A 22,649-nucleotide genomic window follows, 5' to 3' on the forward strand; every position below is an offset into this window, starting at 1 on the left:
CCTCGCATCGACATCCACCCTCCCCCCTTTTTTGAGGCGAATCATGACCGACTCCCTGCACGTGAATCGACTACGGAAGAACTACGGACCGCTCCGCGCCCTCGACGACGTCACCTTCTCCGTCGCACCCGGCGAGATCTTCGGCTTCGTCGGCAGCAACGGCGCCGGCAAGTCCACCACCATGCGCATCATCCTCGGCGTCCTCGCCGCGGACTCCGGCGAAGTGCGCCTCGGCGCCGAGCCGATCGACTTCGAACGCCGTCGCAGTATCGGCTACATGCCCGAAGAGCGCGGGCTGTACCCGAAGATGAAGGTCGGCCACCAGCTCACCTACCTTGCCCGCCTGCACGGCATGAGTGCGGCGCAGGCGGAGGCCTCGGCGCGCACCTGGACCGAGCGCCTCGGCGTCGGCGCCCGCTTCGACGACGACGTGGCCGACCTGTCTCTCGGCAACCAGCAGCGCGTCCAGCTGGCGGCCGCGCTGGTGCACGACCCCGAGGTGCTGGTGCTCGACGAGCCCTTCTCCGGGCTCGACCCGGTCGCCGTCGACGTGATGAGTGATGTCCTGAAAGACAAAGCGGCGCAAGGTGTTCCGATCCTCTTCTCGTCCCACCAGCTGGAGCTGGTGGAGCGTCTGTGCGACCGGGTCGGGATCATCTCCGCGGGCACGATGACCGCGCAGGGCACCGTCGACGAGCTCCGCACCCGCGACGGCCAGGTCCTGGAGGTGGTGGGGCCGGACCCGGCGTCGCGGTGGGCCGACGGCCTGCCGGGCGTCCTCGCCGCGGACTACTCCCCGGACGCCACCCGCCTGCGGGTGCACGACGACGTCGACGATCAGACGATCCTGGCCGCCGCCCTCGCCCACGGACCGGTGCACCGGTTCGCCACCGACCCGCCGTCACTGACCGAACTCTTCCGAGAGCTGGTGTGAAGACCATGAATCCCCTCCTGACCAACATCACCCTCATCGCCGGACGCGAGATCTCCACCCGCGTCCGCGAGAAGTCCTTCCTCATCAGCACCGCGATCATGATGGTGGTGATCGTGGCCGGCACCATCGTGTGGTCGATGTTCGCCGGCCGCGAGAGCACCGAAACGGTCGGCATGGTCGGCGGCGACGCCGCGCTGTCGACCTCGCTCGAGCAGACCGGCGAGGCCGCGGGCACCACCGTCACTGTGAAGGCCCTCCCCGACGCCGCGGCCGCCGACCAGCAGGTCCGCGACGGCGGGCTCGCCGCCGCCGTGGTGGTCGACGATGCCCGCAACTACACCGTGGTCTCGAAGAAGGAACTGGACGCCACCCTCGACGGCATCCTGCGCAGCGGCCTCGCGCAGTACCAGCTCACCTCGTCCCTGGCCGCCCGCGGCGTCGACCTCGGCGAACTGAGCGGCCCCGCGATCACCACGAGCTACCTGGAGCAGGTGGAATCGGACGTGGAGCAGCGCGTGACCATCGCCCTGGTGGGGTCGATCCTGCTGATGATGGCCATCATGACCGGCGGCCTGATGGTGGCGGTCGGCGTGGTCGAGGAGAAGACGTCCCGGATCGTCGAGATCCTGCTGTCGGCGGTCCGGCCGCTGCACCTGCTGTGGGGCAAGATCCTCGGTATCGGCGTGATCTCCCTGGGCCAGGTGGTCCTGCTCGGCGCCACCGCCCTGATCGCCGGAACCGCCACCGGCCTGCTCACCATCGCCGGCACCGCCGTCTCGATGTTCGTCGCCGTCGTGGCCTGGTTCCTGCTGGGCTTCCTGTTCTTCGCGGCCCTCTACGCGGCCACCGGCGCCATGGTCAGCAGGCAGGAGGAGCTCAACGGCGCGGCCAGCCCGCTGACCATGCTGTCGATCCTTGTGCTGTATTCGGGGATCTTCGGCATCCAGGCGATGGACAGCACCTGGATGCAGGTGCTCAGCTGGATCCCGCCGTTCAGCGCGATCCTGATGCCGATGCGCCTGGCGGTGGGCGACGTCTCCGCCGCCACCATGGCCCTGAGCTTCGTGCTGATGATCGCCGCCTGCGCCCTCGTCGTCTGGGTGTCCTCGCGGATCTACAGCCGCTCGGTGCTGCGCACCGGCAGTCGAACCAGTTGGTCGGAGGTCGCCGGCATGCTCGCCGGCCGCTGAGGCGGGCTCGGCACCACGCACAAACGCCTGCGGCGCACCGGAGATCCGGTGCGCCGCAGGCGTTTATGTCGATAAGTGACGCGTCAGGCGCCGATCAGGTCGATCACGAAGATCAGGGTCTTGCCGGACAGGCGATGCCCGCCGCCGGCCGGACCGTAGGCCAGCTCCGGCGGGACCACGAGGCGACGGCGACCGCCGACCTTCATGCCCGGGATGCCGATCTGCCAACCGCGGATCAACGCTTCCAGCGGGAAGTTCGCGCTCTGACCGCGATCCCACGACGAGTCGAACTCTTCGCCGGTGTCGTACTCGACGCCGACGTAGTGAACGTCGACGATCCCGCCGGCAACGGCTTCGGCGCCGTCACCGACGATGAGATCGGTGATCTCCAGCTCTGTCGGGGCCGGGCCCTCGGGGAACTCGACTTCGGGCTTGGACGTCATGGTCAGCGATCCTCCATCGGGACGTAGTCCCGCTCGGTGTAGCCGGTGTACAGCTGACGCGGGCGGCCGATCTTGGTGGCCGGGTCGGCGTGCATCTCCCGCCAGTGCGCAATCCAGCCCGGGAGACGACCGAGGGCGAACAGCACGGTGAACATGCGGGTCGGGAAGCCCATCGCGCGGTAGATCACGCCGGTGTAGAAGTCGACGTTCGGGTACAGGCGACGCTCCACGAAGTAGTCGTCGCTCAGCGCGACCTCTTCGAGGCCCTTGGCGATGTCGAGCAGCGGATCCTGCACGCCCAGCGAGGTGAGGATCTGGTCCGCGGTCTGCTTGACGATGGCCGCGCGCGGATCGTAGTTCTTGTAGACGCGGTGCCCGAAGCCCATGAGCTTCACGCCGTCTTCCTTGTTCTTGACCTTCTTCATGAAGGCCGCGGTGTCGCCGCCGGACTCCTGAATGCCCTCGAGCATCTCCAGCACTGCCTGGTTGGCGCCACCGTGCAGCGGGCCCCACAGTGCGTTGATACCGGCCGACACCGAGGTGAACAGGTTGGCCTGCGACGAACCGACCAGCCGCACCGTCGAAGTGGAGCAGTTCTGCTCGTGATCGGCGTGCAGGATGAACAGCATGTCCAGGGCCTTGGCGATCTCCGGGTTCACCTCGTAAGGCTCGGCCGGGAAACCGAAGGTCAGACGCAGGAAGTTCTCCACCAGGCTCAGCGAGTTGTCCGGGTAGAGGAACGGCTGTCCGACCGACTTCTTGTAGGCATAGGCCGCGATGGTGGGCAGCTTGGCCAGCATGCGGATGGTGGACAGCTCCACCTGCTCGGGATCCTTGGGGTCGAGCGAGTCCGGGTAGTACGCCGACAGCGCGTTCGCGGCGCTGGACACGACCGGCATCGGGTGTGCGTTGCGCGGGAAGCCGTCGAAGAAGCGCTTCAGGTCCTCGTGCAGGAGGGTGTGCCGGCGGATCTTGTTCGTGAAGGTCTCCAGCTCGGTCGGCGTCGGCAGCTCACCGTAGATCAGCAGGTAGCTGACCTCGATGAACGTCGACTTGCCCGCGAGCTGATCGATCGGGATGCCGCGGTAGCGCAGGATCCCGGCATCCCCATCGATGTAGGTGATGTCCGACTTGCAGGCGGCAGTGTTGACGAAACCACCGTCGAACGTCGTCAGACCGGTCTTGGCCAGGAACGGACCGAGTGCGACCGAGTCGCTGCCCTCGCTCGCCTGCAGGATCGGCAGATCGATCGAACCGCCGGGGTACGTGAAGGTCCCGGTCACCTGATCGTCGGTCGTTGCTTTATCCGCGGACACACATACCCCTTTAACTCGCGGTCTGACCAGTTGTCTTGGGTTACAAGCTAGTCTGCTGGCGCCTCTTCGGCCCAACTGAGGGTCCCGCAACTCGGATCTCAGGCGGTTCCCGTTCCGCGCACAGCTTACCCCCAGTCGGTAGCGTGATGTCATGCGAGAGCTTCCCGCCGGCGACGACGCCGTGGTGCTCGACTTCTCCTCCGCGGCCGACCCGACCGCGCCCGGCCGAGCCGCTCAGGCGCTGCGATCAGCGGCGGACCGCGGAATGCTGCGGATCAGCGATGCGGTGCCGACCGCCTCTTCGGTCCTGGTGCAGGCCGAGCCGGGCACCGGACTGGACGTGCTGGCCGTGCGTCGGGTGCTGCGCGACCTGCCGCCGCCGGGACCCGATAATGACGCGGCGACTGTGACCGCTCTCATAGTTCCGGTGACCTACGACGGCGCCGACCTCGACGAGCTGGCAGCCCTCGTGGGCCGCACCGCCGACGACGTCGTCGCCGCGCACACCGCGATCGAGTGGCGCGTGCAGTTCATGGGATTCGCCCCCGGCTTCGGCTATCTGGTGCCCGCCGCCGGCCCGGAGTCGGCCCGGTCGCTGTTCACCGGTCTGCGGCGCCGCGAGCAGTCGCGGCCGGCGGTGCCCGCGGGCGCGGTGGCGGCCGCCGCCGGATACAGCGCCGTCTATCCGCGGATCAGCCCCGGCGGCTGGTTCCTCTTGGGCCGCACCGACCTGGACATGTGGAACGTCGACGCCACGCCGCCCGCACTGCTCTCGGCGGGCCGCACGGTGAGGTTCGAATGCGCGGACTGACCGTTCTGAGCACCGGCCCGCTGGCGTCCTTCCAGGACCTCGGTCGTCCCGGCTACGCGCACCTCGGGGTGCCCCGGTCGGGGGCCGCCGACCGCGGCGGCCTCACCCTGGCCAACCGGCTGGTGGGCAACCGCGAATCGGCGGTGGCCGTCGAGACGACGCTGGGCGGCTGGTCGGCCCGCGCCACCGGCTTCGTGGTGATCGCGGTGACCGGTGCGGTCGCCGAGGTGACCCTCGACGGTCGCGGCGTCGGCAGCCATGCGGCCCTCGGCGTGCACCCGGGTCAGGTGATCGCCGTCGGACCGCCCCGCGCCGGTTGCCGCAACTACCTCGCCGTCCGCGGCGGTTTCGCCGCACCGCACGCGCTGGGCTCGGCCTCGACCGACACCCTGTCCGGACTGGGCCCGCCGCCCCTGCGCGTCGGGGACCACGTGGCCGTGGCCGACGACCGCGCCCCGTGGCCGCCGACCACCTTCGCTCCCGGTCCGCCGCCGACCGCCCGCGAACACGAACTCGAGGCGCGCCCCGGCCCCCGACTGTCGGACCTGACCGACCCGAGCGCGTTGGGTCGTATCCGCTGGACGGTGAACGCCGCCTCGAATCGGATCGGCGTGCGCCTGGATGCGCCGACCGGCGCCGCGCCGACCCTGCGCCCCGGACTCGACGAACAGCCCTCCGAGGGCGTGCCGCTGGGCGCGGTCCAGGTACCGCCGAGCGGCCAACCGGTGCTCTTCCTCGCCGACCACCCGGTCACCGGCGGCTATCCGGTGGCCGCGGTGCTGACCGCCGCGGCGGTGGATCGAGCCGCCCAACTGGTGGCCGGCGACGTGGTGCGCCTCCGCCTGCGCTGATTGCTCCACCTGCACTGACTGCCTCGCCTGCGCTGATTACCGACGCCCGGCAGGTAGATCTACCGATGTCGGCCGGTGGTGCCGGATGGAAACGTGCCAGGCATACCCGAGGAGTATCGCCGATGACCACGCTGCCGCCCGGCTTCCAGCCACTGCCCTCCCCCGTTCCGTCCGCGACCGCCGCGCAGGCGCCACCGACGCAGCCCGACCCGACACCCGGGAGCACCCTCTTCGCGGCCGCCTGGCTGGTCAACGCGATCGGCCTGTTCCTTCAGGTGGGCACGGTGGTGCTGTTCGTCGTCGCCGTCCACGGCGCGCTGACCGCGTCGGACATCGAGTCCGACGCCTTCTTCGCCATGCTCGCGTGCGCCCTCGTCACTCCCGCCTTCGTCCTGATCGGTATCGGACTGACCGTCCTGTCGGCGGCTCGGCACTATCGTCATCGCCCCACCTGGACCGTCGCGCTGATCGTGTTCACCGTCGCCTGTGCCCTGCCGGCGGCGACGGTCGCCGGTTTCCTCCTCCTGCGCAACGTGCCGCTATGAGCGAGATCCGCGTCGACCTGCGCCGGGGTCCCGACACCGAACACCTCGGCCTGGGCCTGTTGACCGGCATCAGCGCGCTGCCGCTCACCCTGTTCGCCGTGTCGCACCTGTCGACACTGCTCTGACCGCCACCACATTATTGACACAAATGCTAGATTCTGTGTCATGACTGATGTGGTGCCCGCGCCCGCCGAGACGGGAGTCCCCGCAGCGGACTCGCCCCTGGAGATGCTGGGACCGGACTCGGCCACCTGGCGTCACTACGTCGACTGGCGCGGCATGCTGATCGGCCTGTGGTCGGGGTCCATGCAGAACATGCATCCGAAGCTGGCCGCCGGTGTCTGGGACTACTCGGACTTCTTCGACGAGCGCTGGGAACGCCTGCACCGCTCGCTGTATCCGATCAGCGGCGTCGTCTTCGACCGCACCCCGGAGACCGGTCGTCAGGTCCGCGACTATCACCTGACCATCAAGGGCACGATGCCCGACGGCTCGCGCTACCACGCACTGGACCCCGACGTCTTCTACTGGGCGCACGCCACCTTCTGGTACGGCAACATCCGCTGCGCCGAGGCCTTCGGCACGCCGATCAGCGACGCCGACAAGCGCCAGATGTTCGAGGAGTCGCGCACCTGGTATTCGATGTACGGCGTCAGCATGCGCCCGTGCCCCGACACCTACGAGGAGTTCCTCGAGTACTGGGATCACATGTGCCGCCATGTACTCCGCGACCACGACGCGGTGCGCACGGTCCTGGACATCACCGTGCTGCCGCCCCCGCCGTGGATGCGCTCGTGGATGCCCCCGTGGTTGTGGCGTCGGCAGGTCACGGTGATCCAGCGCATGTTCATGTGGATCACCACCGGTCTCTACGACGAACCGGTCCGCGAGCTCCTGGGGCTCACCTGGACGCCCGCCGATCAACGCCGCTTCCGCCTGTTCGGCCGCGCGGTGAACCTGACCATGCGCCTGGTGCCGACCCGCTACCGCCTGCACCCGCGCCTGCGGGATGCGTACGACCGCCTCAGCGGTCGGGTGCCCGCCGATGCACCGCTGCTGGAGACCCCGGCACGCAATCTGCCGTCCCTCGGCGAACGGGACAAACCGATCCACTACTGCCCGGTGCACGCCCAGCGTCGCGCGCAGCTGCCGTGGCAGAGCAACGAGGTCGACGACTGAGCGCTCCCGGGGCCGGCGCCGACGGGGCCGCGGGAGCACCGCTCGCCGGTCAGCGTTCCACCACCGGTTCCCCGCGAGTGGTCACGCGGTAACGCCAGAACAGCGGGAAGGCGAGCGCGGCGACCACGGTGAGGACCACCGTGAGCACGCCGCCGCCGGCGAAGGTCACCGCGGTGCCGACCATCGCCGCCGACGCACCGTGCGTCACGTCGGCGATCCGGGGGCCGCCGGCCACCACCACGATGAACACCCCCTGGAGGCGGCCGCGGACGTCGTCGTTGGCCGCGGCCTGCAGCATGGTCTGCCGGAAGGCCGCCGACGCCATGTCGGCGGCGCCGCCCACCATCAGTGCCACCACCACGATCGGTAGCACCGGCAGCATGGTGCCGTCGGCGAAGAACAGGGCGCCGCCGGCCACCACGATGGACAGGCCCCAGATGCCGATCGCGATCACCACCGCGCGCCCCTGTCGCTGCACCCGCGAGACCCACCCGGAGAACACGCCGCCGAGCACCGCGCCCAACGGGATCGCGATGAACAGCAGCGCGAAGGCCAGGCCGCCGTCGGTGGGACCGCCGAAGCTCTCGTGCGCCATCTGCGGGAACAGGGCGCGCGGCATACCGAAGATCATGGCTATCAGATCCACCACGAACGAGGCCAGCAGCACCGGATGATGCCGTAGGTAGGCCAGACCGTCGATCACCGATCGCAGACCCGGCGTGGTGGGTTTGACGCCGTCGGCACGCTCGGGCACCAGCGACGGCAGCGCCACCACCGCCCACAGGGTGGCCAGCAGTGAGACCGCATCGACCAGGTACAGCAGGGAGAACCCGAGGACGGGGATGAGCGAGGCGCCCACCAGCGGACCTGCGATGGCGCCGGCCTGCATCACCGTCATGTTCAGGGAGTTCGCCGCCGGCAGCAGCTCGTCGTCGAGGATGCGCGGCAGCACCGCGGTCCGCGTGGGCTGATTGACCGCGAAGAACGCCTGCTGCACGGCGAACAGACCGAGCAGGAACCAGACGTTGTTCCACTCGGCGAAGGCCTGCAGCCAGAACGCCGCAGCGGTGCCGATCAGACCGAGCGTGGTGACGATGAGAATCTTGCGGCGGTCGAAGACATCGGCCAGCGAACCGCCCCAGAGCCCGAAGACCACCAGCGGGACCAGACCGAACAGTCCGGTCAGGCCCACATAGGCCGAGCTCCCGGTGATCGAGTAGATCTGGGCGGGCACCGCGACCACGGTGAGCTGCGCACCGATGACGGTGACGATGTTGGCCCACCACAGCCGCCGGAAGTTGGCGACCGCGAGCGGACGGGTGTCGGCGAAGATCCGCGACATGGTTACGGCTGCAGGCGCCGCAGGCCCCAACCGTCTCCCGCACGTTCGGCGATCACTCGGTTGTGCAGGCGATCGGCGCGGCCCTGCCAGAACTCGACGGACACCGGCTCCAGCCGGTAGCCGCCCCAGTGCGGCGGCACCGGCACCGGCGTCTGTCCGTCGACGCCGCCGAACTCGTCGGCCACCGCGGCGGCCGCGGCCTCCAACTCGGCGCGCGAGGCGACCGGCCGCGACTGCTCCGACGCGTAGGCCGACAACTGCGAGCCGCGCGGCCGAGACCGCCAGTACGCCTGGGTCTCCGCCGCATCCACCTTCACGACCCGGCCGCGGAAATGCACCTGGCGCTCCATCGCGATCCACGGGAAGGTCACCGCCGCCACCGGGTGGGCCGCCAGCGCGCGCCCCTTCCCGGAGTCGTAGCCGGTGAAGAAGACGACGCCGTCGGCGTCGACGCCCTTGCAGAGCACGGTCCGGGTGGCGGGCGCCCCGTCGGCGTCGACGGTGCCCAGCACCATCGCGTTGGGTTCGGGGACGCGCGCGGCGACGGCCTCGCCCAGCCAGCGCTGGAACAGGTCCAGCCAGGGCGGGGCCCCGGTCAGCCACGTCGGGTCCAGATGTTCCACCACACCGTCGGCCCCGGTCGAATCGGCCGCGCCGTAACCGACCCGCATGCCCGGCAGATCAAATTGCTCGCTCACCGCCCGAATCTTACGGCGCGCAGATCCGACCGATCCGGCATACTGCTCGCCAAGAGTCGACGACCCCGCCCGCCCAGGGCGATCGAGGAACTGTGATGACCCACCCGAACGACGACGCCAGGGCCGACGAGACCGGAGCGGGCGGTACCGAGCCTCCGGCCTCGCAGTCACAGCCGGTGGACCCGTACGCCGGCACCGAGATCGGCACTCCGGCCGTCCCCGACCAGCCCTACCCGGGCCAGCCGTACCCCGGCCAGGCCTTCCCGAATCAGCCTTACGACGGTCAGCCGTACCCCGGCCAGCCGTACGACAGTCAGCCGTACCCCGGCCAGCCGTTCGACAGTCAGCCGTACCCGGGACCGCCCTACCCCGGCCAGCCGTACGCCGCGCAGGCCTACCCGGGTGGGGCCTATCCGCCCGCCTCGACCCCGATGACCCGCCCCGGGTCGGTGCTGGCCGCCGCGATCATCCTGCTCGTCTTCGGCGGACTGGGCCTGCTCGGCACCCTCGCCAGCCGGTTCGCCGGCACCATCACCATCAACGGTGACACCGCGTACATCGCCGGCACGATCGTCGGCACCATCATCAGCCTGGCCGTCTGCGCGGCCGCCCTCGGCGGCGGCGCCTGGCTGCTGAAGGACCGGTCGAACAACGCGCGGATCCTCGCCACCGTCGCCGCGGTCGTGCTGCTGTTCACCTGCGTCGGCATCGTCGCCACCATCGCGGTGCCGATCCTGCTGTGGGCCACCGAGTCGTCGAAGGCGTGGTTCACACCCGGCCCGACCAGCGGCACCGGACCGGCGCAGTTCTGACCGGACGCCCCGCACACACCGCCTTCGGGCCCGACCGAGCAACCCCGGTCGGGCCCGAGTGCTCCCCGGACCTGCTGTCATCGCAATCACGCCCTAAACTGATCCCATGACCGATTCGCAGATCACCCTGCCCGCAGAGCTCCTGCCCACCGACGGCCGTTTCGGCTGCGGACCCTCCAAGGTCCGTCCGGCACAGCTGCAGGCGATCGTCGACGGCGGCACGTCGATCATGGGCACCAGCCACCGTCAGGCCGCGGTGAAGAACGTGGTCGGCGACATCCGGTCCGGGCTCACCGATCTCTTCTCGCTGCCCGACGGCTACGAGGTGGTCCTGTCCAACGGCGGCACCACCGCGTTCTGGGATGCCGCCGCCTTCGGCCTGATCCGCGAGCGCGCCCTGAACCTGACCTACGGCGAGTTCTCGTCCAAGTTCGCGACCGTCTCCAAGAAGGCCCCGTTCCTGGCCGACCCCAAGGTGATCGCCACCGACCCGGGCACCGCGCCCGACCCGGCCGCCCTGACCGCCGCCGACTTCGAGGGCATCGACCTGGTGGGCTGGGCACAGAACGAGACCTCCACCGGTGTGGCCGTCCCGGTGGTGCGTCCGGCCGCCGCCGGTGACGCCCTGGTCGCCATCGACGCCACCTCCGGCGCCGGCGGCCTCCCGGTCGACATCAGCGCCACCGACGTCTACTACTTCGCCCCGCAGAAGAGCTTCGCCTCCGACGGCGGCGTGTGGGTCGCGATCATGAGCCCGGCCGCGCTGGAGCGGGTCGCCGAGATCGGCGCCTCCGACCGCTGGTGCCCGGAGTTCCTGTCGCTGCCGACCGCCGTCGACAACAGCAGCAAGAACCAGACCTACAACACCCCGGCCGTGGCCTCGCTGATCATGTTCGCCGATCAGATCAAGTGGATGAACGCCAACGGCGGACTCGACTGGTGCGTCGCCCGCACCGCCGACTCCAGCTCGCGCCTGTACGACTGGGCCGACGCCAGCGCGTTCGCCTCGCCGTTCGCCGACGCGGCCCACCGCAGCCAGGTGGTCGGCACCATCGACTTCAACGACGACGTCGACGCCGCCGCGATCGCGAAGACCTTGCGCGCCAACGGGATCCTCGACACCGAGCCGTACCGCAAGCTGGGCCGCAACCAGCTCCGCATCGGCATGTTCCCGGCCATCGAGCCCGAGGACGTCTCCACCCTCACGGCCGCCATCGACTACATCGTCGAACGTCTCTGAGCCGAGCCGATCGTGACCGACGCGCAGGTGACCCCGACGGGCGTCACCTGCGCGTCCTCGTCGTGTCCGCAGCTCTGGGCCGCCCGGGTCGGCTAGGGTAGTCCACAACCGTCGCCGTGTGCGAAACGGCCACCGGGAGGAGGATCGAATGCGAGAACTGGAGGTCCTGCGCGTCGAGTCGGACGGCCAGTACGTCGTCTGCATCGATCGCGAGAACGACGAGCACTTCCGTATTCGCGCGGATGACGATCTGCGGGCGGCCGCGCGCGCCGACACCACCGAGCTCGGTCAGATGCCGGTCAGCGGCGACGCCGCCCTGCGCCCCCGCGAGATTCAGTCCCGGATCCGGGCCGGCGCCTCGGTCGAAGAACTCGCGCAGATCGCCGGGGTCTCGGTCGGCAAGATCGAACGCTACGCCCATCCCGTGCTGCTCGAACGCGCCCGCGCGGCCGAACTGGCCCGGGCCTCCCACCCGATGAGCATGGACGGACCCAGCGCGGCCACGCTCGGTGAACTCGTCGCCGAGTGCCTGGTGCTGCGCGGCGAGGTCCCCGCCGACGCCCGATGGGATTCCTGGAAGGCCGACGACGGCGACTGGGTGGTGCAGCTGTCCTTCCACGAAGGCCACACCGAGTCCTTCGCGCACTGGCGCTTCCTGCCCGGTTCCTACGGCGGCACCAGCGATCCGATCGACGAACTCGCGGTGGAGCTCACCGACCCCGCGCTCTCGAGGGCCGCGCGCCGCACGCGCCTGGCCGCGGTGCCGACCGAACCGCGTCGCGAGGTGCGGCCGGACGGGCACCAAGAGGTGACCGTCGACGCCGATTCCCTGATCGACGCCCAGCAGACCCGGACACCGCAGCGGCCGCGTCCGCCGCTGGCCGACATTCTGGACCTGCAGTACTCGACGACGCCGGCCGCCGAGGCCTACGACAACCTCCGCCACGACGACGATCCGCACGGCGAGCGCGAACAGGGCGACGAACACTCAGGGGCGAGCCGCCACCGCGCCAAGCGGGCCAAGCCGGCCGTACCGGCGTGGGAGGACGTCCTGCTCGGGGTCCGCAGTCACGACGACTGAGCCTCGAGCGAGCGGCTGCGCTCGTAGAAGGCGATCGCCGCGGCCGTGGCGACGTTGAGGGAATCGGTGCCCCGGCTCATCGGGATGCGGGCCCGCACGTCGCAGCGCCGCATCGTCGCCTCCGACAGCCCCGGCCCCTCGGCACCCACCAGGAAGGCCGTGCGGGCCGCGCCGACGGCGTCGTGCAGGGGCACCGACCCCTCCCCCGGCGTCAGCGCGACGAGCGAGAACCCGGCCTGCTGGACCTCGGCGAGATCGTCCGGCCAGGTGCGGCAGCGAGCGAACGGGACCAGCAGCGCGTGCCCCATCGAGACGCGCACGCTCCTGCGGTACAGCGGATCCGAACAGCGGGCGCCGAAGAGCAGCGCATCCACCCCCAGGCCCGCGGCGTTGCGGAAGATGCTGCCGATGTTCTCGTGATCGTTGACCCCCTCGAGCACCACGACGGTGCGAGCGCCGGCGAGCACCTCGGGCACGGTCAGCGGCGGCGGGCGATGCGCGGCAGCCAGCACGCCCCGGTTGAGATGGAAGCCGACGATCGCCGCCATCACCTCCGCACTCACCCGATAGAACGGCGTGCCGGTCAGTTCCGGTCGGGACAGGGCCGCGGCCAACTGCTCCACGCGGCCGCGCACACCGAGAAGGGCGTGCGGTGCGAACCGGGAGGCGATCATCCGCTCGACCACCGTCACGCCCTCGGCGATCACCAGCCCCTTGCCCGCCTCCCCGCCGGGCAGCACCGCCAGATCGGGCCGTCGATCCGCCGCGTTCAGGTCGCGGAAATCGTCGACGCGCGGGTCGTCGGGGTCGGTGATGTCGACGACGTCGACGGTCAGATCGGACTGCACGGGCACCACGGTTCCATATCGGCTGCATCCGAACCAAAGCCGTTTGGCAGACTCGATGCGGTGAACAGCCAGCCGTCGCCCCTGTCCCTGCGCCGTGCCGAAAGCGCGGACTGGCCGGAGATCATCGCCCTCGATGCGCGTACCTTCGCCCTCCCCGCCCCGCTGCCGGACGCCGAAGTCGCCGAATTCCGCGCCCGCGTGACCGACACGATGGTGGTGCGCGACGACGGCAGCGACGGTGCGCCGCTGGTGGCGGTGTCGCTGTACTTCCGGCTTCCGGTCACGGTGCCCGGCGGTGCGCGCCTGGACAGCGCAGGCCTGTCCTGGGTGTCGGTGGCCGCCACGCACCGCCGCCGGGGCCTGCTCCGGCGCATGCTGACCGAGCAGTTCGCCGCGTGGCAGCGGGCGGGTCTGCCGCTGGCGATCCTCACCGCCTCCGAGGGCGGCATCTACGAACGCTTCGGCTTCGGTCCCGCGTGCTTCGCCGAGACCGTCACCGTGGACCCGGGCGCCGTGGTGTGGCGCACCGAGGCACCCGCCGATTCACGTGTCCGGTACGGGACGGCCGAACAGATCGCCGCGCGGATTCCCGACCTGCACGCACGCTGGGCCGCCGCGCAGCCGGGCGCCGTGCACCGCCCCGACACCTGGTGGCCGTCGATCCTGGCCGACCGCGGCTTCCGTCGGAACTCGCAGACCACCGACCTGTACTACCTGCTGCACGAGGACGGTTACGCCGCCTACCGCATCGATGCGCGCGAGGCCTCGGCCACCGTCGAGGAGTTCGTCGCGGTGACCGATCAGGCGCACACCGACCTGTGGCGCGTGCTCACCGGCCTGGACCTGGTCACCTCGATCAGCGCCAAGATCCCCGTCGACGACACCCTCGGCCTGCACCTGCGCAATGCGCGTGCCGTCCGGGTGACCGGCCGCAGCGACGAACTGTGGGTGTCTCTGCTGGACGTGACGGCCGCGCTGACCGCGCGCACCTACGCCGCCGACGGCGCGCTGGCGCTGGAGGTCTCCGACGGCTGGTGCGGGCGGGAGGGCCTCTACCGCGTGGCGGTCGACGGCGGCCGGGCCTCGGTCTCGCGGGTGACCACCGCCGACGGGCTCCCGGTGGCCGCGCTCAGCGTCGCGACCTTGAGTTCGCTGTACACCGGCGGCACGACCGCGCGGGCGCTCGCGACGGCCGGCCGCATCGACTGCGACTCGCCGGCCACCGTCGACCTGCTCGACGCGATGTTCCGCACCGACCGGGCCCCGTTCGCCGGCACCTACTTCTGATGCGTGCGCGCTAGGAGACCCAGTCGGAGATGGGACCGCGGGCGAAGTAGATCACGAACAGGATCGCGACCACCCAGAGCAGCGGATGGACCGAACGCCACTTGCCGCGCGCCGAGGCCAGCACCACCCAGGCGATGAAGCCGACGCCGATGCCGTTGGCGATCGAGTAGGTGAACGGCATCACGACGATGGTCAGGAAGGCCGGCAGGGCGTACTCGAAGCGACCGAAGTCGATGTCGCGGACCTGCGCCATCATCAGCGCGCCCACCACGACCAGCGCCGGGGTCACCGCCTCCATCGGCACGATCTCGTACAGCGGGGTGAAGAACATCGCGACCAGAAACAGCAGACCGGTCACCACGTTGGCCAGACCGGTCCGGGCGCCCTCGGCCACACCCGCGGCCGACTCCACGAAAACGGTGTTCGACGACGCCGACGCGCCGCCGCCGACGATGGCGCCCGCGCCCTCGACCACCAGGCCCTTGCCGATGCCCGGCAGGTTGCCCTTCGCGTCGGTCAGGCCGCCTTCCTTGCCGACGCCGGTCATGGTGCCCATCGCGTCGAAGAAGTTCGACAGCACCAGGGTGAAGACGAAGATGCCGGCGATCAGCACGCTGACGTGCTCGAGCGCGCCGAACAGGTCGACCTGACCCACCAGGGACAGGTCGGGCAGACCGAAGAAGCTGTCCGGCGCCCCGGGGGTGTTCATCGCCCAGCCGCCCGGATTGGTGTCGCTGCGGCCGCCGACGTTCCAGATGGCCTCGATGATCAGCGAGACGACGGTCATCACGACGATGCCGATCAGCAGCGCCCCGGGCACCTTGCGCACGGTCAGCACGCCCATCAGCAGCACGCCGACGGCGAACAGCAGGGTCGGCACCGTCGCCACCGAGCCGTCCACGCCCAACTGGACGGGCGGACCGCCCTCGGTGCGGGAGACGAACCCGGCGTCGACCAGCCCGATGAACGCGATGAACGCGCCGATACCGGCGGCGATCGCCGACTTCAGTTCCGGTGGCACCGCGTTGAACACGGCGGTACGGAAACCGGTGAGACCGAGGATCACGATGATGATGCCGTCGATCACCACCAGGCCCATGGCCGCGGGCCAGCTCATCTCCGGGGCGATCGTCACCGCGAGCAGGCTGTTGATGCCCAGACCGGCGGCGATGGCGAACGGGAAGTTGGCCACCAAGCCCATGAGGAGCGTCATGATGCCGGCCACCAGCGCGGTCACCGCCGCCACCTGCACCATCGGCAGGACGTCGCCGTTGATGTCGGCGTTGCGGCCGCCACCGGCGATGCCGCCGATGATGATCGGGTTGAGCACCACGATGTAGGCCATCGTGAAGAAGGTGACCAGACCGCCGCGCACCTCGCGGCCGTAGCTGGAGCCGCGCTCGGCGATCTTGAAATATCCGGCGATACGGTCCGACGCCGACGGCTTCTGCGCCGGGCTGGCCGTATCCGTCGTCTCGCTCATGCGCGGACCATCCTTGCCATTGGTGGAAGAGGAAGTTCCCGACGGGGAATCGGGGGCTTACCCGGGAGAAGCTACCGTAAAGGCATGCCCTCAACGCCTGCAGTCCCCGAGTTGCCCGCGCGACTGCGTGCACCCGAGCCGGTCATCGTCGGCGGCATGCTCGCGTGGCTGGTGGCCACCGTCGTGGTCGCCGTCACCGGGATCGGCCCGGACCGCGCCCTCACCGTGTGCTGGGTGGGCCTGGTCGTCGGGCTGGTGGGCACCGCGATCGTGCTGATCCAGCGGCTGGCCGTGCGGCGCGGCACCAAGGGCGCCCAAGAGGGTTTGGACTGACCGGAGTCAGTTCTGCTGACCGGCCGCCGTGGGCTGCTGCGTGCGCAGCTGCACCCAGCGCACGATCTGCCGGTGCGCCAGCAGGCACAGCGCCACCCACACCACGCCGATCGCCCAGCCCGCCAGCACGTCGGAGGCCCAATGGGCACCGAGATAGACGCGGGAGACGCCGATCACCAGCGCCAGTCCCGGCGCGACGAACAGGATCCCCGGGTGCCCCCGCACCCACGGGTACAGCCGGTACACGATCACCGCCGTCAGCCCGAAGATCACCGTCGACATCATGGCGTGCCCGGACGGGAACGAGAGGGTGCCCACCTCGACCAGGCGATCGACGACCGGCGGCCGGGACCGCCCGAAGGCGCCCTTGAGTAGCACCATCACCACGTAGCCGGAGATGCCGCCGACCGCGATCAGCGCGGCGAGGTCGATGCGGTCGCCCAGCCAGGCCAGGACGAAGACGCCGATCGTGACGAGTGTGAGGGTGAGCGTGTCGCCGAAGACGGTCACCAGCTGCCACAGCGAGTTCCACGGTTCGGCGCGGATCGAGAGCACCCAGTCGAGAGTGCTGGTGTCGAAACCGAACGGTGACAAGCTCACTGGCAGATTCCTCTCTCCGTCGACCGCCGGACCCGCTGCCCTGTCACGGTACGCACCCCTCGACATGCATGGCGCCGGTGTCGTCCTTCCAGCGTGGCACGCGCACCCGCCGTTCCCGATCATCGGCATCGAAAACGGCGACGACGAGCTCGTCGTGAACCACGAGCGGCCCCGTCAGCTCCCAGCCGAGAGTGGCCGCCAGGCGCACCGCCTGCGCCGAGTCGGGATCCAGCGGTCGGCCGCTGGAGGCCACCCGGACCGACAGCTCCTCCGACGCGAGCGGCGCGTCGACCAGCGCCGCGAAGTCGGCGGCGACCCGCGCCTGCGGGTGCGTGCCGGCCAGCACCGCGATCTGCGGCGGCACCACCGGCACCCACCACGGCTGGTCGACGATCAGCCCGTCGGCGCTGACCGATCCGTCGAGGGTGCGCAGCCCGGCGGGCACCTCGAGGTCGTCGAGGGTGAACCGGCCGGCCCGATGGGCGGCCACCACCGCGGCGTGCGCGCGGGCCGCGACCCCCGGTGCCACGGTGCGCCGCGGATCGGCGAGCGCGGCCAGCCAGTCGCCGGCGTCGTCCCCGGCGTCGGGTTCGGCGCCGACCAGCAGCGCCGTCAGCGCGTCCGCCGCCGGATGCGCCAGCGGCGCGAACAGTCCGCGCCAGCGGTCGTCGTCGGGGTGCGCGGTCAGGCGCAGCGGCGTCCCCGGCGTCACCTCGGCGAAGCGCCGCAACCACCACACGGTGTACCCGGCCGGATCGGCGAGCTCGGGCGCGATCTCGGGGTCGCGGGCCATCAGGTCCAGGGCGGCGCCCCAGCGGTCTGCGGACACCAGCTCCAGGTCGCGCACCGCGCGCAAGGTCTCCGACGGCACCGGCAGCCCGTCCCACCACCGGTCCTCGGCGTCGAGGTCGTGCTCGGGCGCGGTCGGCAGGTCGTCGCGGACGAGAGTGAAGCCCCAGCCTGCCCCGAGCCGACGCAGCGGGCGCGCCCCGTAGGCCGCGACGAACGCGGGATCGACGACGCCCAGCGGCGCGTCCTCGGCCAGCACGGACGCCAACGGGCTGTCCGGCAGCAGCAACTCGTCCACCGGCCGCAGCTCGCCGTGGGTGTCGGGAACCTCCAGCGCGCCCAGCCAGGCGGGCACCACCGGATCTGCGTCGGTGGCGTCCAGCAGTCGCAGCACCACGTCGGCCAGGTCCTCCTGCCCCTGATCGTCGTAGGCGTCGGCGCCCTGCACCGCGGCGAACTCCTGCTCCAGCCCGGGATGGGCCAGCACCTCCGAGAGCGTCAGCCGGGCCACGCCGAGCCGTTCCAGCAGCGGGTGGTGGGCGGCCGGATGCACCGTGGGCACCCAGTCGAGCACCAGCTCGTGCTCGCCCGGCAGGTCGAGGAGGTGGACGCCCCGCGGTCCGCGGTGCAGGCGGCCGTCGGCCCGTGGAATGGGCAGCGCCCCCAGTTCCGTCGTCGCTTCGGGACCGCTCACCAGCGGGTCGAGCGCCTCGTACAGTCGTCCCCACCACGACGGTGCGCGGTCGAGCCCGGAGAGCAGGTCGGCCAGCTCCGCCAGGCCCAGTTCCCGGCCGCCGAGCCGGAGAACGGCCGCGGCCGCGGGCCCGTCGCTGACCACCGGGTGCGCGAGCGGGTCGAGCGCCTCGCCGAGCAGCTCGGCCAGCGCGGGCGTGAAACCGCGCAGCACCAGGGTGCGTTCGGGCGCGAGCTCACGGCCGTCGACGCCGGGCACCCAGCGCCGCGCGGACAGTGCCGCCAGCACCGCCGACCGCAGCTGCCCGTCCTCGACACCGGCGGCGAACGCCGGGGCCGGGACCAGCAGATGTCGCTGGTCGGCGGGGGCCGCCGCCACCAGATCGGGATAGCCGGCGGCGGCGACGGCCGGCTCCGCGTCCGGGTGCAGGCCGCGCCGGTCCGGGGTCACCGGAAGATCGGTGATGAGTCGAGCAGGCAGGGACAGCGGAATCTGCGTCGGAGTCGGGCTGCGCAGCACGTCGTCGGTCAGCGGGCGGATCCGGTCGCCGTCCACCGGGACCAGCCACTGCGTCCGGCCCGCGCCGGCGCGCAGCCACCGTCGGTGCACCCGGCCGTCGGCCTCGATACTCACGTGGTCGCGCTCGTCGCGCCGCCGGTAGACGGTGCCGCCGACGTCGATCTCGACGAGGGCGGGCAGTTCCAGCAGCAGATCCGGAGCCTCGGCGTCGGCCTGCGCCAGCAGCGACCGGACCTGCTCGGCATCGCCGCAGTGCAGCACCGCTTCGGTCGCATATCCGGGGCTCGGCGCCTGCGTCGACGGCCAGGCCAGGCGTTGCCCGGGCACCGCGGCCGGGGTGCGGCCGAGGACGTCGGCGACCGCGGCGACGGTCGCGCCCCGATCGAAGAGGATCGAGCCGGACACCGACAGCAGCTCGACGCGGTCGACGAAGCCGGTGGAGCGGAAGCCGACACCGAAGCGGCCCACCGCACCCCCGGCGCGGTCCGGTGCGTCCTTCTTCGGCGACACCCGCAGCGCGGTGAGGGCGCGCACGCCCGCCGCGCTCAGCGGCGCACCGGTGTTGGCCACGCGCAGGGCGGTGCCGTCGGCGTGCACCCGCATCCGGCCCGGGGTGTCCACCGCGGACGCCGCATCGGCCGCGTTGGCGGCCAGCTCGGTGAACCAGCGATCGCGATACCCGATCTGCAGGAGTTCGGCCTCTGCGGCCACATCCTCGGCGAGCCGAGTCGGCGAGTCGCGCCAGGCGGACAGTGCCGCCGCACGCAGCGCTCCAGTCCCGAACGGATCAGCAGTCCCGAACGGATCAGGGGGACCGAACGGGTCGGCCGGGTCGGTGTCCGCCGGAGACGGCGTCATCGAGACTCGAAGATCTCCACCGCGCCGTCGTCGTAGGCCTCGAAGGCCGGACTGCCCTGGCCGCCGGGCGGCATCGGGGTGTCCGAATGCGCGCCGCAGCCGTAGTCGATGGCCACCACATGCCCGTCCACGCCGTACTCGTTGGCGCACACGCCGAACTTGGCGCGCAGCGCACCGGCCAGCGGAAGGAAGAAACCGCAGGTGCCGCAGGAATAGCGGGCATTGCGCGCCATCGGCGCCTCCGGGCCGTGATCGCCGTCGTGCCAGCGCTGCGCGGTCTCGGCGCGCCCGTCGAACGACAGCAGGCGTTTGCGTCCCAGACCGATCTCGGCGGCCACCTGGCCCACCTGGTCGGCGTCGATCGGATCGACGTCGAGCGTGTCGAACTGGCCGGGCACCAGGCGCGGATCGTCCGGCGGTGCGGCCAGCAGGTCACCGGGGCCGAGATCGCCCGCGGAGACGCGCTCGGACCACGGCACCCATTCGGGCGCGAGCAGCGCACCGTCGCCGGGCAGCAGGACCACCTCGGAGACGGTGACCCCGTCCGAGCCCGGCGCGCCGGCCAGCACCACGCACCAGTGCCAGCCGCCGTACCCGGGAACCTGAGCGGCGAAGCTGTGCGCCACCGCCCACTCGCCCTCGGGTCGAGCCCCCAGGTATTCGCCGGGATGCTCGCCGTCGGCCACCAGCACCTGTCGCGCGAACTGCTCGGCCTGGTCCAAGGAGGTCGTCTGCGTTGCCACACTCACGCCTTCAGTGTGCCTCAGTGCGGTGGGAGAATGCACGTCGAGGACACGCGCACAACACCCCGGGACGCCCATCCGCCGACCCCGTCGGCCCGATAGGGAACAATCGACGTTGTGGCTTCCCGATCAGCACGCAAGCACCCCGGACCCCCCGGGGACCCTTCGCGAGCCCGCCGCCCCGAGCCTCGGTTCGGCGACGATCACCCCGGCGCGCGCAACTATCCCGCCGATCCCCGCACCCGCCGCCACCCGGCGCCGGGCGGACCGACGCCACCGCCGCCGCGCACCCACAATCGACATCTGCCGCCCCTGGACGATCCCGACACCCGGGTGATCGACGACCCGGCGACCGAGGCCGCACCGCGCGGCGGGCGGCGCACCGATTACGTGCCGCCGGAGAAGGTCACCGTGATGCGGGTGATGGCGCGACGGTCGAAGTACTTCGCCGGCCGCGGCGTGGACATGGTGCATCGCGCGGCCACCGCCGACGGCGCCGACCGCTCCGGGCTCACCGCCCTGACCATGCCGGTGATCGCCAACAACGCCGTCGACGCGGCGATGGCCGTGGCGCTGGCCAACACCCTGTTCTTCGCCGCCGCGACCGGTGAGTCCAAGGTCAACGTCGGGCTGTACCTGGCGCTGACCATCGCGCCGTTCGCGGTGATCGCCCCGCTCATCGGTCCGCTCCTGGACAAGCTGCAGCACGGTCGTCGGATCGCGATGGCCACCACCTTCGGCCTCCGCGCGCTCCTCGCCCTGCTGATCATCGTGAACTCCTCGTGGGACCCGGTGACCCATCAGATGCAGTACAAGCCGTGGATCCTGTACCCGTGCGCGCTGGGCCTGATGGTGCTGTCCAAATCGTTCGGCGTGCTCAAATCCGCGGTCGCCCCGCGGGTGCTCCCGCCGTCGATCGACCTGGTCCGGGTGAACTCCCGGCTGACCATGTTCGGCCTGATCTTCGGCACCATCGTGGCCGGCGGCCTGGCCGCGGCCGTCGACCTGATCCTGGGCACGTGGCTGCCGCTGCACATCCCCGGCGCGATGGTCTTCCTGGCCTTCCTGGCCGTCGCCGGCGCGTACTTCTGCATGAAGATCCCGTCCTGGGTGGAGGTGACCGAGGGCGAGGTGCCCACCACCCTGACCTACCGCGAGGGCACCGACGCGCCGCGCTCCGCCGGTGACGAGACGGTCGCCACCCGCGGCAGCCTGTCCACCCGGCTGGCGGCGACCATGCGGCAGCCGCTGGGCCGCACCGTGGTCACCAGCCTCTGGGGCAACGGCACCATCCGCATCCTGACCGGCTTCCTCACCCTGTACATCGCGTTCTACGCCAAGGCGCAGACCGGAAGCGACGGCTGGGCGCAGCTGATGATGCTCGGCGCGGTCGGCGCGGCCGCCGGTATCGGCAACGGTATCGGCAACGGCATCGGCACCCGGCTGGAGCTGAAGAATCCGCCGCGGATCATCCTGGCCAGCACCGGCGCGGCCGCCGGCGCGGCGATCCTCTCGGCCATCGTGGGATCGCTGCTGATGGTGGTCATCACCGCCCTGATCGCGTCCGGGGTCAGCGCCATCGCCAAGGTCTGCCTGGACTCCACCATCCAGGATGACCTCCCCGAGGCGTCCCGGGCGTCGGCGTTCGGCCGCTCCGAGACGGTGCTGCAGTTGTGCTGGGTCCTCGGTGCCAGCCTCGGCGTGATCCTGCCGACCACCCTGTGGATCGGTTTCACCGTGGTCGCGGTGCTCATGGCGGCAGGCTTCACGCAGACCATCATGACCAGCCGCGGGGCCACCCTGATTCCCGGGTTCGGCGGCCGACGCCCGGCCGAACCCGCGCCGACCGTGGGTTTCGCCGCCCAGGACGCGCCGACCCGGCCAACGCCCCACACCCGCCCCTTCGCCACCGACGCGCCCTCCGAGCAGCCGACCGCCGCACAGCCCAAGGCCGACCGCTCGCCGCGCACGCGTCCGCAGCGTCGCTCCCGCCCGCGGTAGTCGGCCGTCTCCACCCCGACGTTCCCCCCGAGGTTTCTACGACAGTGAGGTT

22 protein-coding genes are annotated in these 22,649 nt (G+C 71.0%); 13 read left to right on the forward strand and 9 right to left on the reverse strand.

All coding sequences use genetic code 11. The annotated features are described in order from the left end of the window. Positions 1-43 precede the first annotated feature (43 nt). Together ACFFJD_RS06095 and ACFFJD_RS06100 are read left to right on the forward strand one after the other, a co-directional pair. Positions 44-934, forward strand: coding sequence for an ABC transporter ATP-binding protein (locus ACFFJD_RS06095; protein ID WP_382362196.1), 891 nt, complete (start codon positions 44-46; stop codon positions 932-934). A 5-nt stretch (positions 935-939) separates the two neighbouring features. After that, positions 940-2,124 (forward strand): ABC transporter permease, encoded by a 1,185-nt coding sequence (locus tag ACFFJD_RS06100; protein WP_382362198.1) that lies wholly within the window; start codon positions 940-942, stop codon positions 2,122-2,124. Between the two features lie 83 nt (positions 2,125-2,207). Here ACFFJD_RS06100 and ACFFJD_RS06105 read toward each other — a convergent pair whose 3' ends face one another. Together ACFFJD_RS06105 and ACFFJD_RS06110 are read right to left on the reverse strand one after the other, a co-directional pair. Further along, positions 2,208-2,567 carry an FKBP-type peptidyl-prolyl cis-trans isomerase gene (locus ACFFJD_RS06105; protein ID WP_382362200.1) on the reverse strand — a complete coding sequence of 120 codons (360 nt, stop codon included), beginning with the start codon at positions 2,565-2,567 and terminating at the stop codon, positions 2,208-2,210. 2 nt (positions 2,568-2,569) lie between these two features. Then, the gene (locus tag ACFFJD_RS06110) at positions 2,570-3,883 is read right to left on the reverse strand and encodes a citrate synthase (RefSeq protein WP_382362202.1); all 1,314 of its coding nucleotides are present in this window, start codon (positions 3,881-3,883) and stop codon (positions 2,570-2,572) included. 151 nt (positions 3,884-4,034) lie between these two features. Here ACFFJD_RS06110 and ACFFJD_RS06115 point away from each other — a divergent pair, with 151 nt between their 5' ends. The 5 genes from ACFFJD_RS06115 (at position 4,035) to ACFFJD_RS06135 (ending at position 7,269) form a co-directional block, all read left to right on the forward strand. Then, positions 4,035-4,694, forward strand: a complete 660-nt coding sequence (locus ACFFJD_RS06115) for a 5-oxoprolinase subunit B family protein (RefSeq protein ID WP_382362204.1) — start codon at positions 4,035-4,037, stop codon at positions 4,692-4,694. Then, positions 4,682-5,545, forward strand: a complete 864-nt coding sequence (locus ACFFJD_RS06120) for a 5-oxoprolinase subunit C family protein (RefSeq protein ID WP_382362206.1) — start codon at positions 4,682-4,684, stop codon at positions 5,543-5,545. The genes ACFFJD_RS06115 and ACFFJD_RS06120 overlap by 13 nt, the downstream gene beginning before the upstream one ends. Before the next feature lie 122 nt (positions 5,546-5,667). Continuing rightward, positions 5,668-6,090 (forward strand): hypothetical protein, encoded by a 423-nt coding sequence (locus tag ACFFJD_RS06125; RefSeq protein ID WP_382362208.1) that lies wholly within the window; start codon positions 5,668-5,670, stop codon positions 6,088-6,090. Beyond that, on the forward strand, positions 6,087-6,215 hold the full coding sequence (locus ACFFJD_RS06130; RefSeq protein ID WP_382362210.1) for a hypothetical protein: 129 nt from the start codon (positions 6,087-6,089) through the stop codon (positions 6,213-6,215). Before ACFFJD_RS06125 ends, ACFFJD_RS06130 begins: the two co-directional genes overlap by 4 nt. A gap of 40 nt (positions 6,216-6,255) precedes the next feature. Then, positions 6,256-7,269, forward strand: a complete 1,014-nt coding sequence (locus ACFFJD_RS06135; RefSeq protein WP_382362212.1) for an oxygenase MpaB family protein — start codon at positions 6,256-6,258, stop codon at positions 7,267-7,269. A 49-nt stretch (positions 7,270-7,318) separates the two neighbouring features. Here the strand turns inward: ACFFJD_RS06135 and ACFFJD_RS06140 are convergent, their stop codons facing one another. Both ACFFJD_RS06140 and pdxH read right to left on the reverse strand, forming a co-directional pair. Continuing rightward, entirely contained in the window at positions 7,319-8,611 is a 1,293-nt protein-coding gene (locus ACFFJD_RS06140; protein ID WP_382362214.1) for an MFS transporter, read from the reverse strand. A 2-nt stretch (positions 8,612-8,613) separates the two neighbouring features. Next, on the reverse strand, positions 8,614-9,282 hold the full coding sequence (pdxH, locus tag ACFFJD_RS06145) for a pyridoxamine 5'-phosphate oxidase (protein ID WP_382362955.1): 669 nt from the start codon (positions 9,280-9,282) through the stop codon (positions 8,614-8,616). A 122-nt stretch (positions 9,283-9,404) separates the two neighbouring features. On the opposite strand from pdxH, the gene ACFFJD_RS06150 reads away from it, so the two are divergent. The 3 genes from ACFFJD_RS06150 (at position 9,405) to sepH (ending at position 12,442) form a co-directional block, all read left to right on the forward strand. Continuing rightward, a complete protein-coding gene (locus tag ACFFJD_RS06150) occupies positions 9,405-10,121 on the forward strand; it encodes a hypothetical protein (RefSeq protein ID WP_382362216.1) in 717 nt (238 codons plus the stop codon). A 106-nt stretch (positions 10,122-10,227) separates the two neighbouring features. Next, positions 10,228-11,361, forward strand: a complete 1,134-nt coding sequence (gene serC / locus ACFFJD_RS06155; RefSeq protein WP_382362218.1) for a phosphoserine transaminase — start codon at positions 10,228-10,230, stop codon at positions 11,359-11,361. Positions 11,362-11,509: 148 nt separating this feature from the next. Then, positions 11,510-12,442, forward strand: coding sequence for a septation protein SepH (sepH, locus tag ACFFJD_RS06160; RefSeq protein WP_382362220.1), 933 nt, complete (start codon positions 11,510-11,512; stop codon positions 12,440-12,442). Here the strand turns inward: sepH and ACFFJD_RS06165 are convergent. Beyond that, on the reverse strand, positions 12,430-13,296 hold the full coding sequence (locus ACFFJD_RS06165; RefSeq protein ID WP_382362222.1) for a TrmH family RNA methyltransferase: 867 nt from the start codon (positions 13,294-13,296) through the stop codon (positions 12,430-12,432). The two genes, sepH and ACFFJD_RS06165, sit on opposite strands and share 13 nt — an antisense overlap. 54 nt (positions 13,297-13,350) lie before the next feature. On the opposite strand from ACFFJD_RS06165, the gene ACFFJD_RS06170 reads away from it, so the two are divergent. After that, on the forward strand, positions 13,351-14,577 hold the full coding sequence (locus ACFFJD_RS06170; RefSeq protein ID WP_382362224.1) for a GNAT family N-acetyltransferase: 1,227 nt from the start codon (positions 13,351-13,353) through the stop codon (positions 14,575-14,577). Positions 14,578-14,587: 10 nt separating this feature from the next. Here the strand turns inward: ACFFJD_RS06170 and ACFFJD_RS06175 are convergent, their stop codons facing one another. Next, the gene (locus ACFFJD_RS06175; RefSeq protein WP_382362226.1) at positions 14,588-16,060 is read right to left on the reverse strand and encodes an NCS2 family permease; all 1,473 of its coding nucleotides are present in this window, start codon (positions 16,058-16,060) and stop codon (positions 14,588-14,590) included. Between the two features lie 84 nt (positions 16,061-16,144). Between ACFFJD_RS06175 and ACFFJD_RS06180 the strand changes: the two genes are divergently transcribed. After that, positions 16,145-16,393 carry a DUF2530 domain-containing protein gene (locus tag ACFFJD_RS06180; RefSeq protein ID WP_382362227.1) on the forward strand — a complete coding sequence of 83 codons (249 nt, stop codon included), beginning with the start codon at positions 16,145-16,147 and terminating at the stop codon, positions 16,391-16,393. Positions 16,394-16,399: 6 nt separating this feature from the next. Here the strand turns inward: ACFFJD_RS06180 and ACFFJD_RS06185 are convergent, their stop codons facing one another. From ACFFJD_RS06185 to ACFFJD_RS06195, 3 genes are read right to left on the reverse strand one after another with little or no spacing between them, the layout of a single operon-like run. Then, on the reverse strand, positions 16,400-16,993 hold the full coding sequence (locus ACFFJD_RS06185) for a phosphatase PAP2 family protein (protein WP_382362229.1): 594 nt from the start codon (positions 16,991-16,993) through the stop codon (positions 16,400-16,402). 43 nt (positions 16,994-17,036) lie between these two features. Next, positions 17,037-19,853, reverse strand: coding sequence for a sacsin N-terminal ATP-binding-like domain-containing protein (locus ACFFJD_RS06190; RefSeq protein WP_382362231.1), 2,817 nt, complete (start codon positions 19,851-19,853; stop codon positions 17,037-17,039). Further along, positions 19,850-20,602, reverse strand: a complete 753-nt coding sequence (locus ACFFJD_RS06195) for a DUF3027 domain-containing protein (protein WP_382362233.1) — start codon at positions 20,600-20,602, stop codon at positions 19,850-19,852. Before ACFFJD_RS06195 ends, ACFFJD_RS06190 begins: the two co-directional genes overlap by 4 nt. A gap of 111 nt (positions 20,603-20,713) precedes the next feature. Here ACFFJD_RS06195 and ACFFJD_RS06200 point away from each other — a divergent pair, with 111 nt between their 5' ends. Then, on the forward strand, positions 20,714-22,597 hold the full coding sequence (locus tag ACFFJD_RS06200) for an MFS transporter (protein WP_382362235.1): 1,884 nt from the start codon (positions 20,714-20,716) through the stop codon (positions 22,595-22,597). Positions 22,598-22,649 lie beyond the last annotated feature (52 nt).

Source organism: Gordonia phosphorivorans, assembly GCF_042432625.1.
Classification (GTDB): domain Bacteria; phylum Actinomycetota; class Actinomycetes; order Mycobacteriales; family Mycobacteriaceae; genus Gordonia; species Gordonia phosphorivorans.

Excerpts from the sequence above, each read along its gene's own strand:
- ACFFJD_RS06140 (WP_382362214.1), bottom strand. The coding sequence starts at position 8,611 with ATGTCGCGGATCTTCGCCGACACCCGTCCGCTCGCGGTCGCCAACTTC.
- ACFFJD_RS06125 (WP_382362208.1), top strand. The coding sequence starts at position 5,668 with ATGACCACGCTGCCGCCCGGCTTCCAGCCACTGCCCTCCCCCGTTCCG.
- sepH (WP_382362220.1), top strand. The coding sequence starts at position 11,510 with ATGCGAGAACTGGAGGTCCTGCGCGTCGAGTCGGACGGCCAGTACGTC.
- serC (WP_382362218.1), top strand. The coding sequence starts at position 10,228 with ATGACCGATTCGCAGATCACCCTGCCCGCAGAGCTCCTGCCCACCGAC.
- ACFFJD_RS06180 (WP_382362227.1), top strand. The coding sequence starts at position 16,145 with ATGCCCTCAACGCCTGCAGTCCCCGAGTTGCCCGCGCGACTGCGTGCA.
- ACFFJD_RS06095 (WP_382362196.1), top strand. The coding sequence starts at position 44 with ATGACCGACTCCCTGCACGTGAATCGACTACGGAAGAACTACGGACCG.
- ACFFJD_RS06115 (WP_382362204.1), top strand. The coding sequence starts at position 4,035 with ATGCGAGAGCTTCCCGCCGGCGACGACGCCGTGGTGCTCGACTTCTCC.
- ACFFJD_RS06120 (WP_382362206.1), top strand. The coding sequence starts at position 4,682 with ATGCGCGGACTGACCGTTCTGAGCACCGGCCCGCTGGCGTCCTTCCAG.
- ACFFJD_RS06190 (WP_382362231.1), bottom strand. The coding sequence starts at position 19,853 with ATGACGCCGTCTCCGGCGGACACCGACCCGGCCGACCCGTTCGGTCCC.
- ACFFJD_RS06100 (WP_382362198.1), top strand. The coding sequence starts at position 940 with ATGAATCCCCTCCTGACCAACATCACCCTCATCGCCGGACGCGAGATC.
- ACFFJD_RS06150 (WP_382362216.1), top strand. The coding sequence starts at position 9,405 with ATGACCCACCCGAACGACGACGCCAGGGCCGACGAGACCGGAGCGGGC.
- pdxH (WP_382362955.1), bottom strand. The coding sequence starts at position 9,282 with ATGCGGGTCGGTTACGGCGCGGCCGATTCGACCGGGGCCGACGGTGTG.
- ACFFJD_RS06105 (WP_382362200.1), bottom strand. The coding sequence starts at position 2,567 with ATGACGTCCAAGCCCGAAGTCGAGTTCCCCGAGGGCCCGGCCCCGACA.
- ACFFJD_RS06135 (WP_382362212.1), top strand. The coding sequence starts at position 6,256 with ATGACTGATGTGGTGCCCGCGCCCGCCGAGACGGGAGTCCCCGCAGCG.
- ACFFJD_RS06175 (WP_382362226.1), bottom strand. The coding sequence starts at position 16,060 with ATGAGCGAGACGACGGATACGGCCAGCCCGGCGCAGAAGCCGTCGGCG.
- ACFFJD_RS06130 (WP_382362210.1), top strand. The coding sequence starts at position 6,087 with ATGAGCGAGATCCGCGTCGACCTGCGCCGGGGTCCCGACACCGAACAC.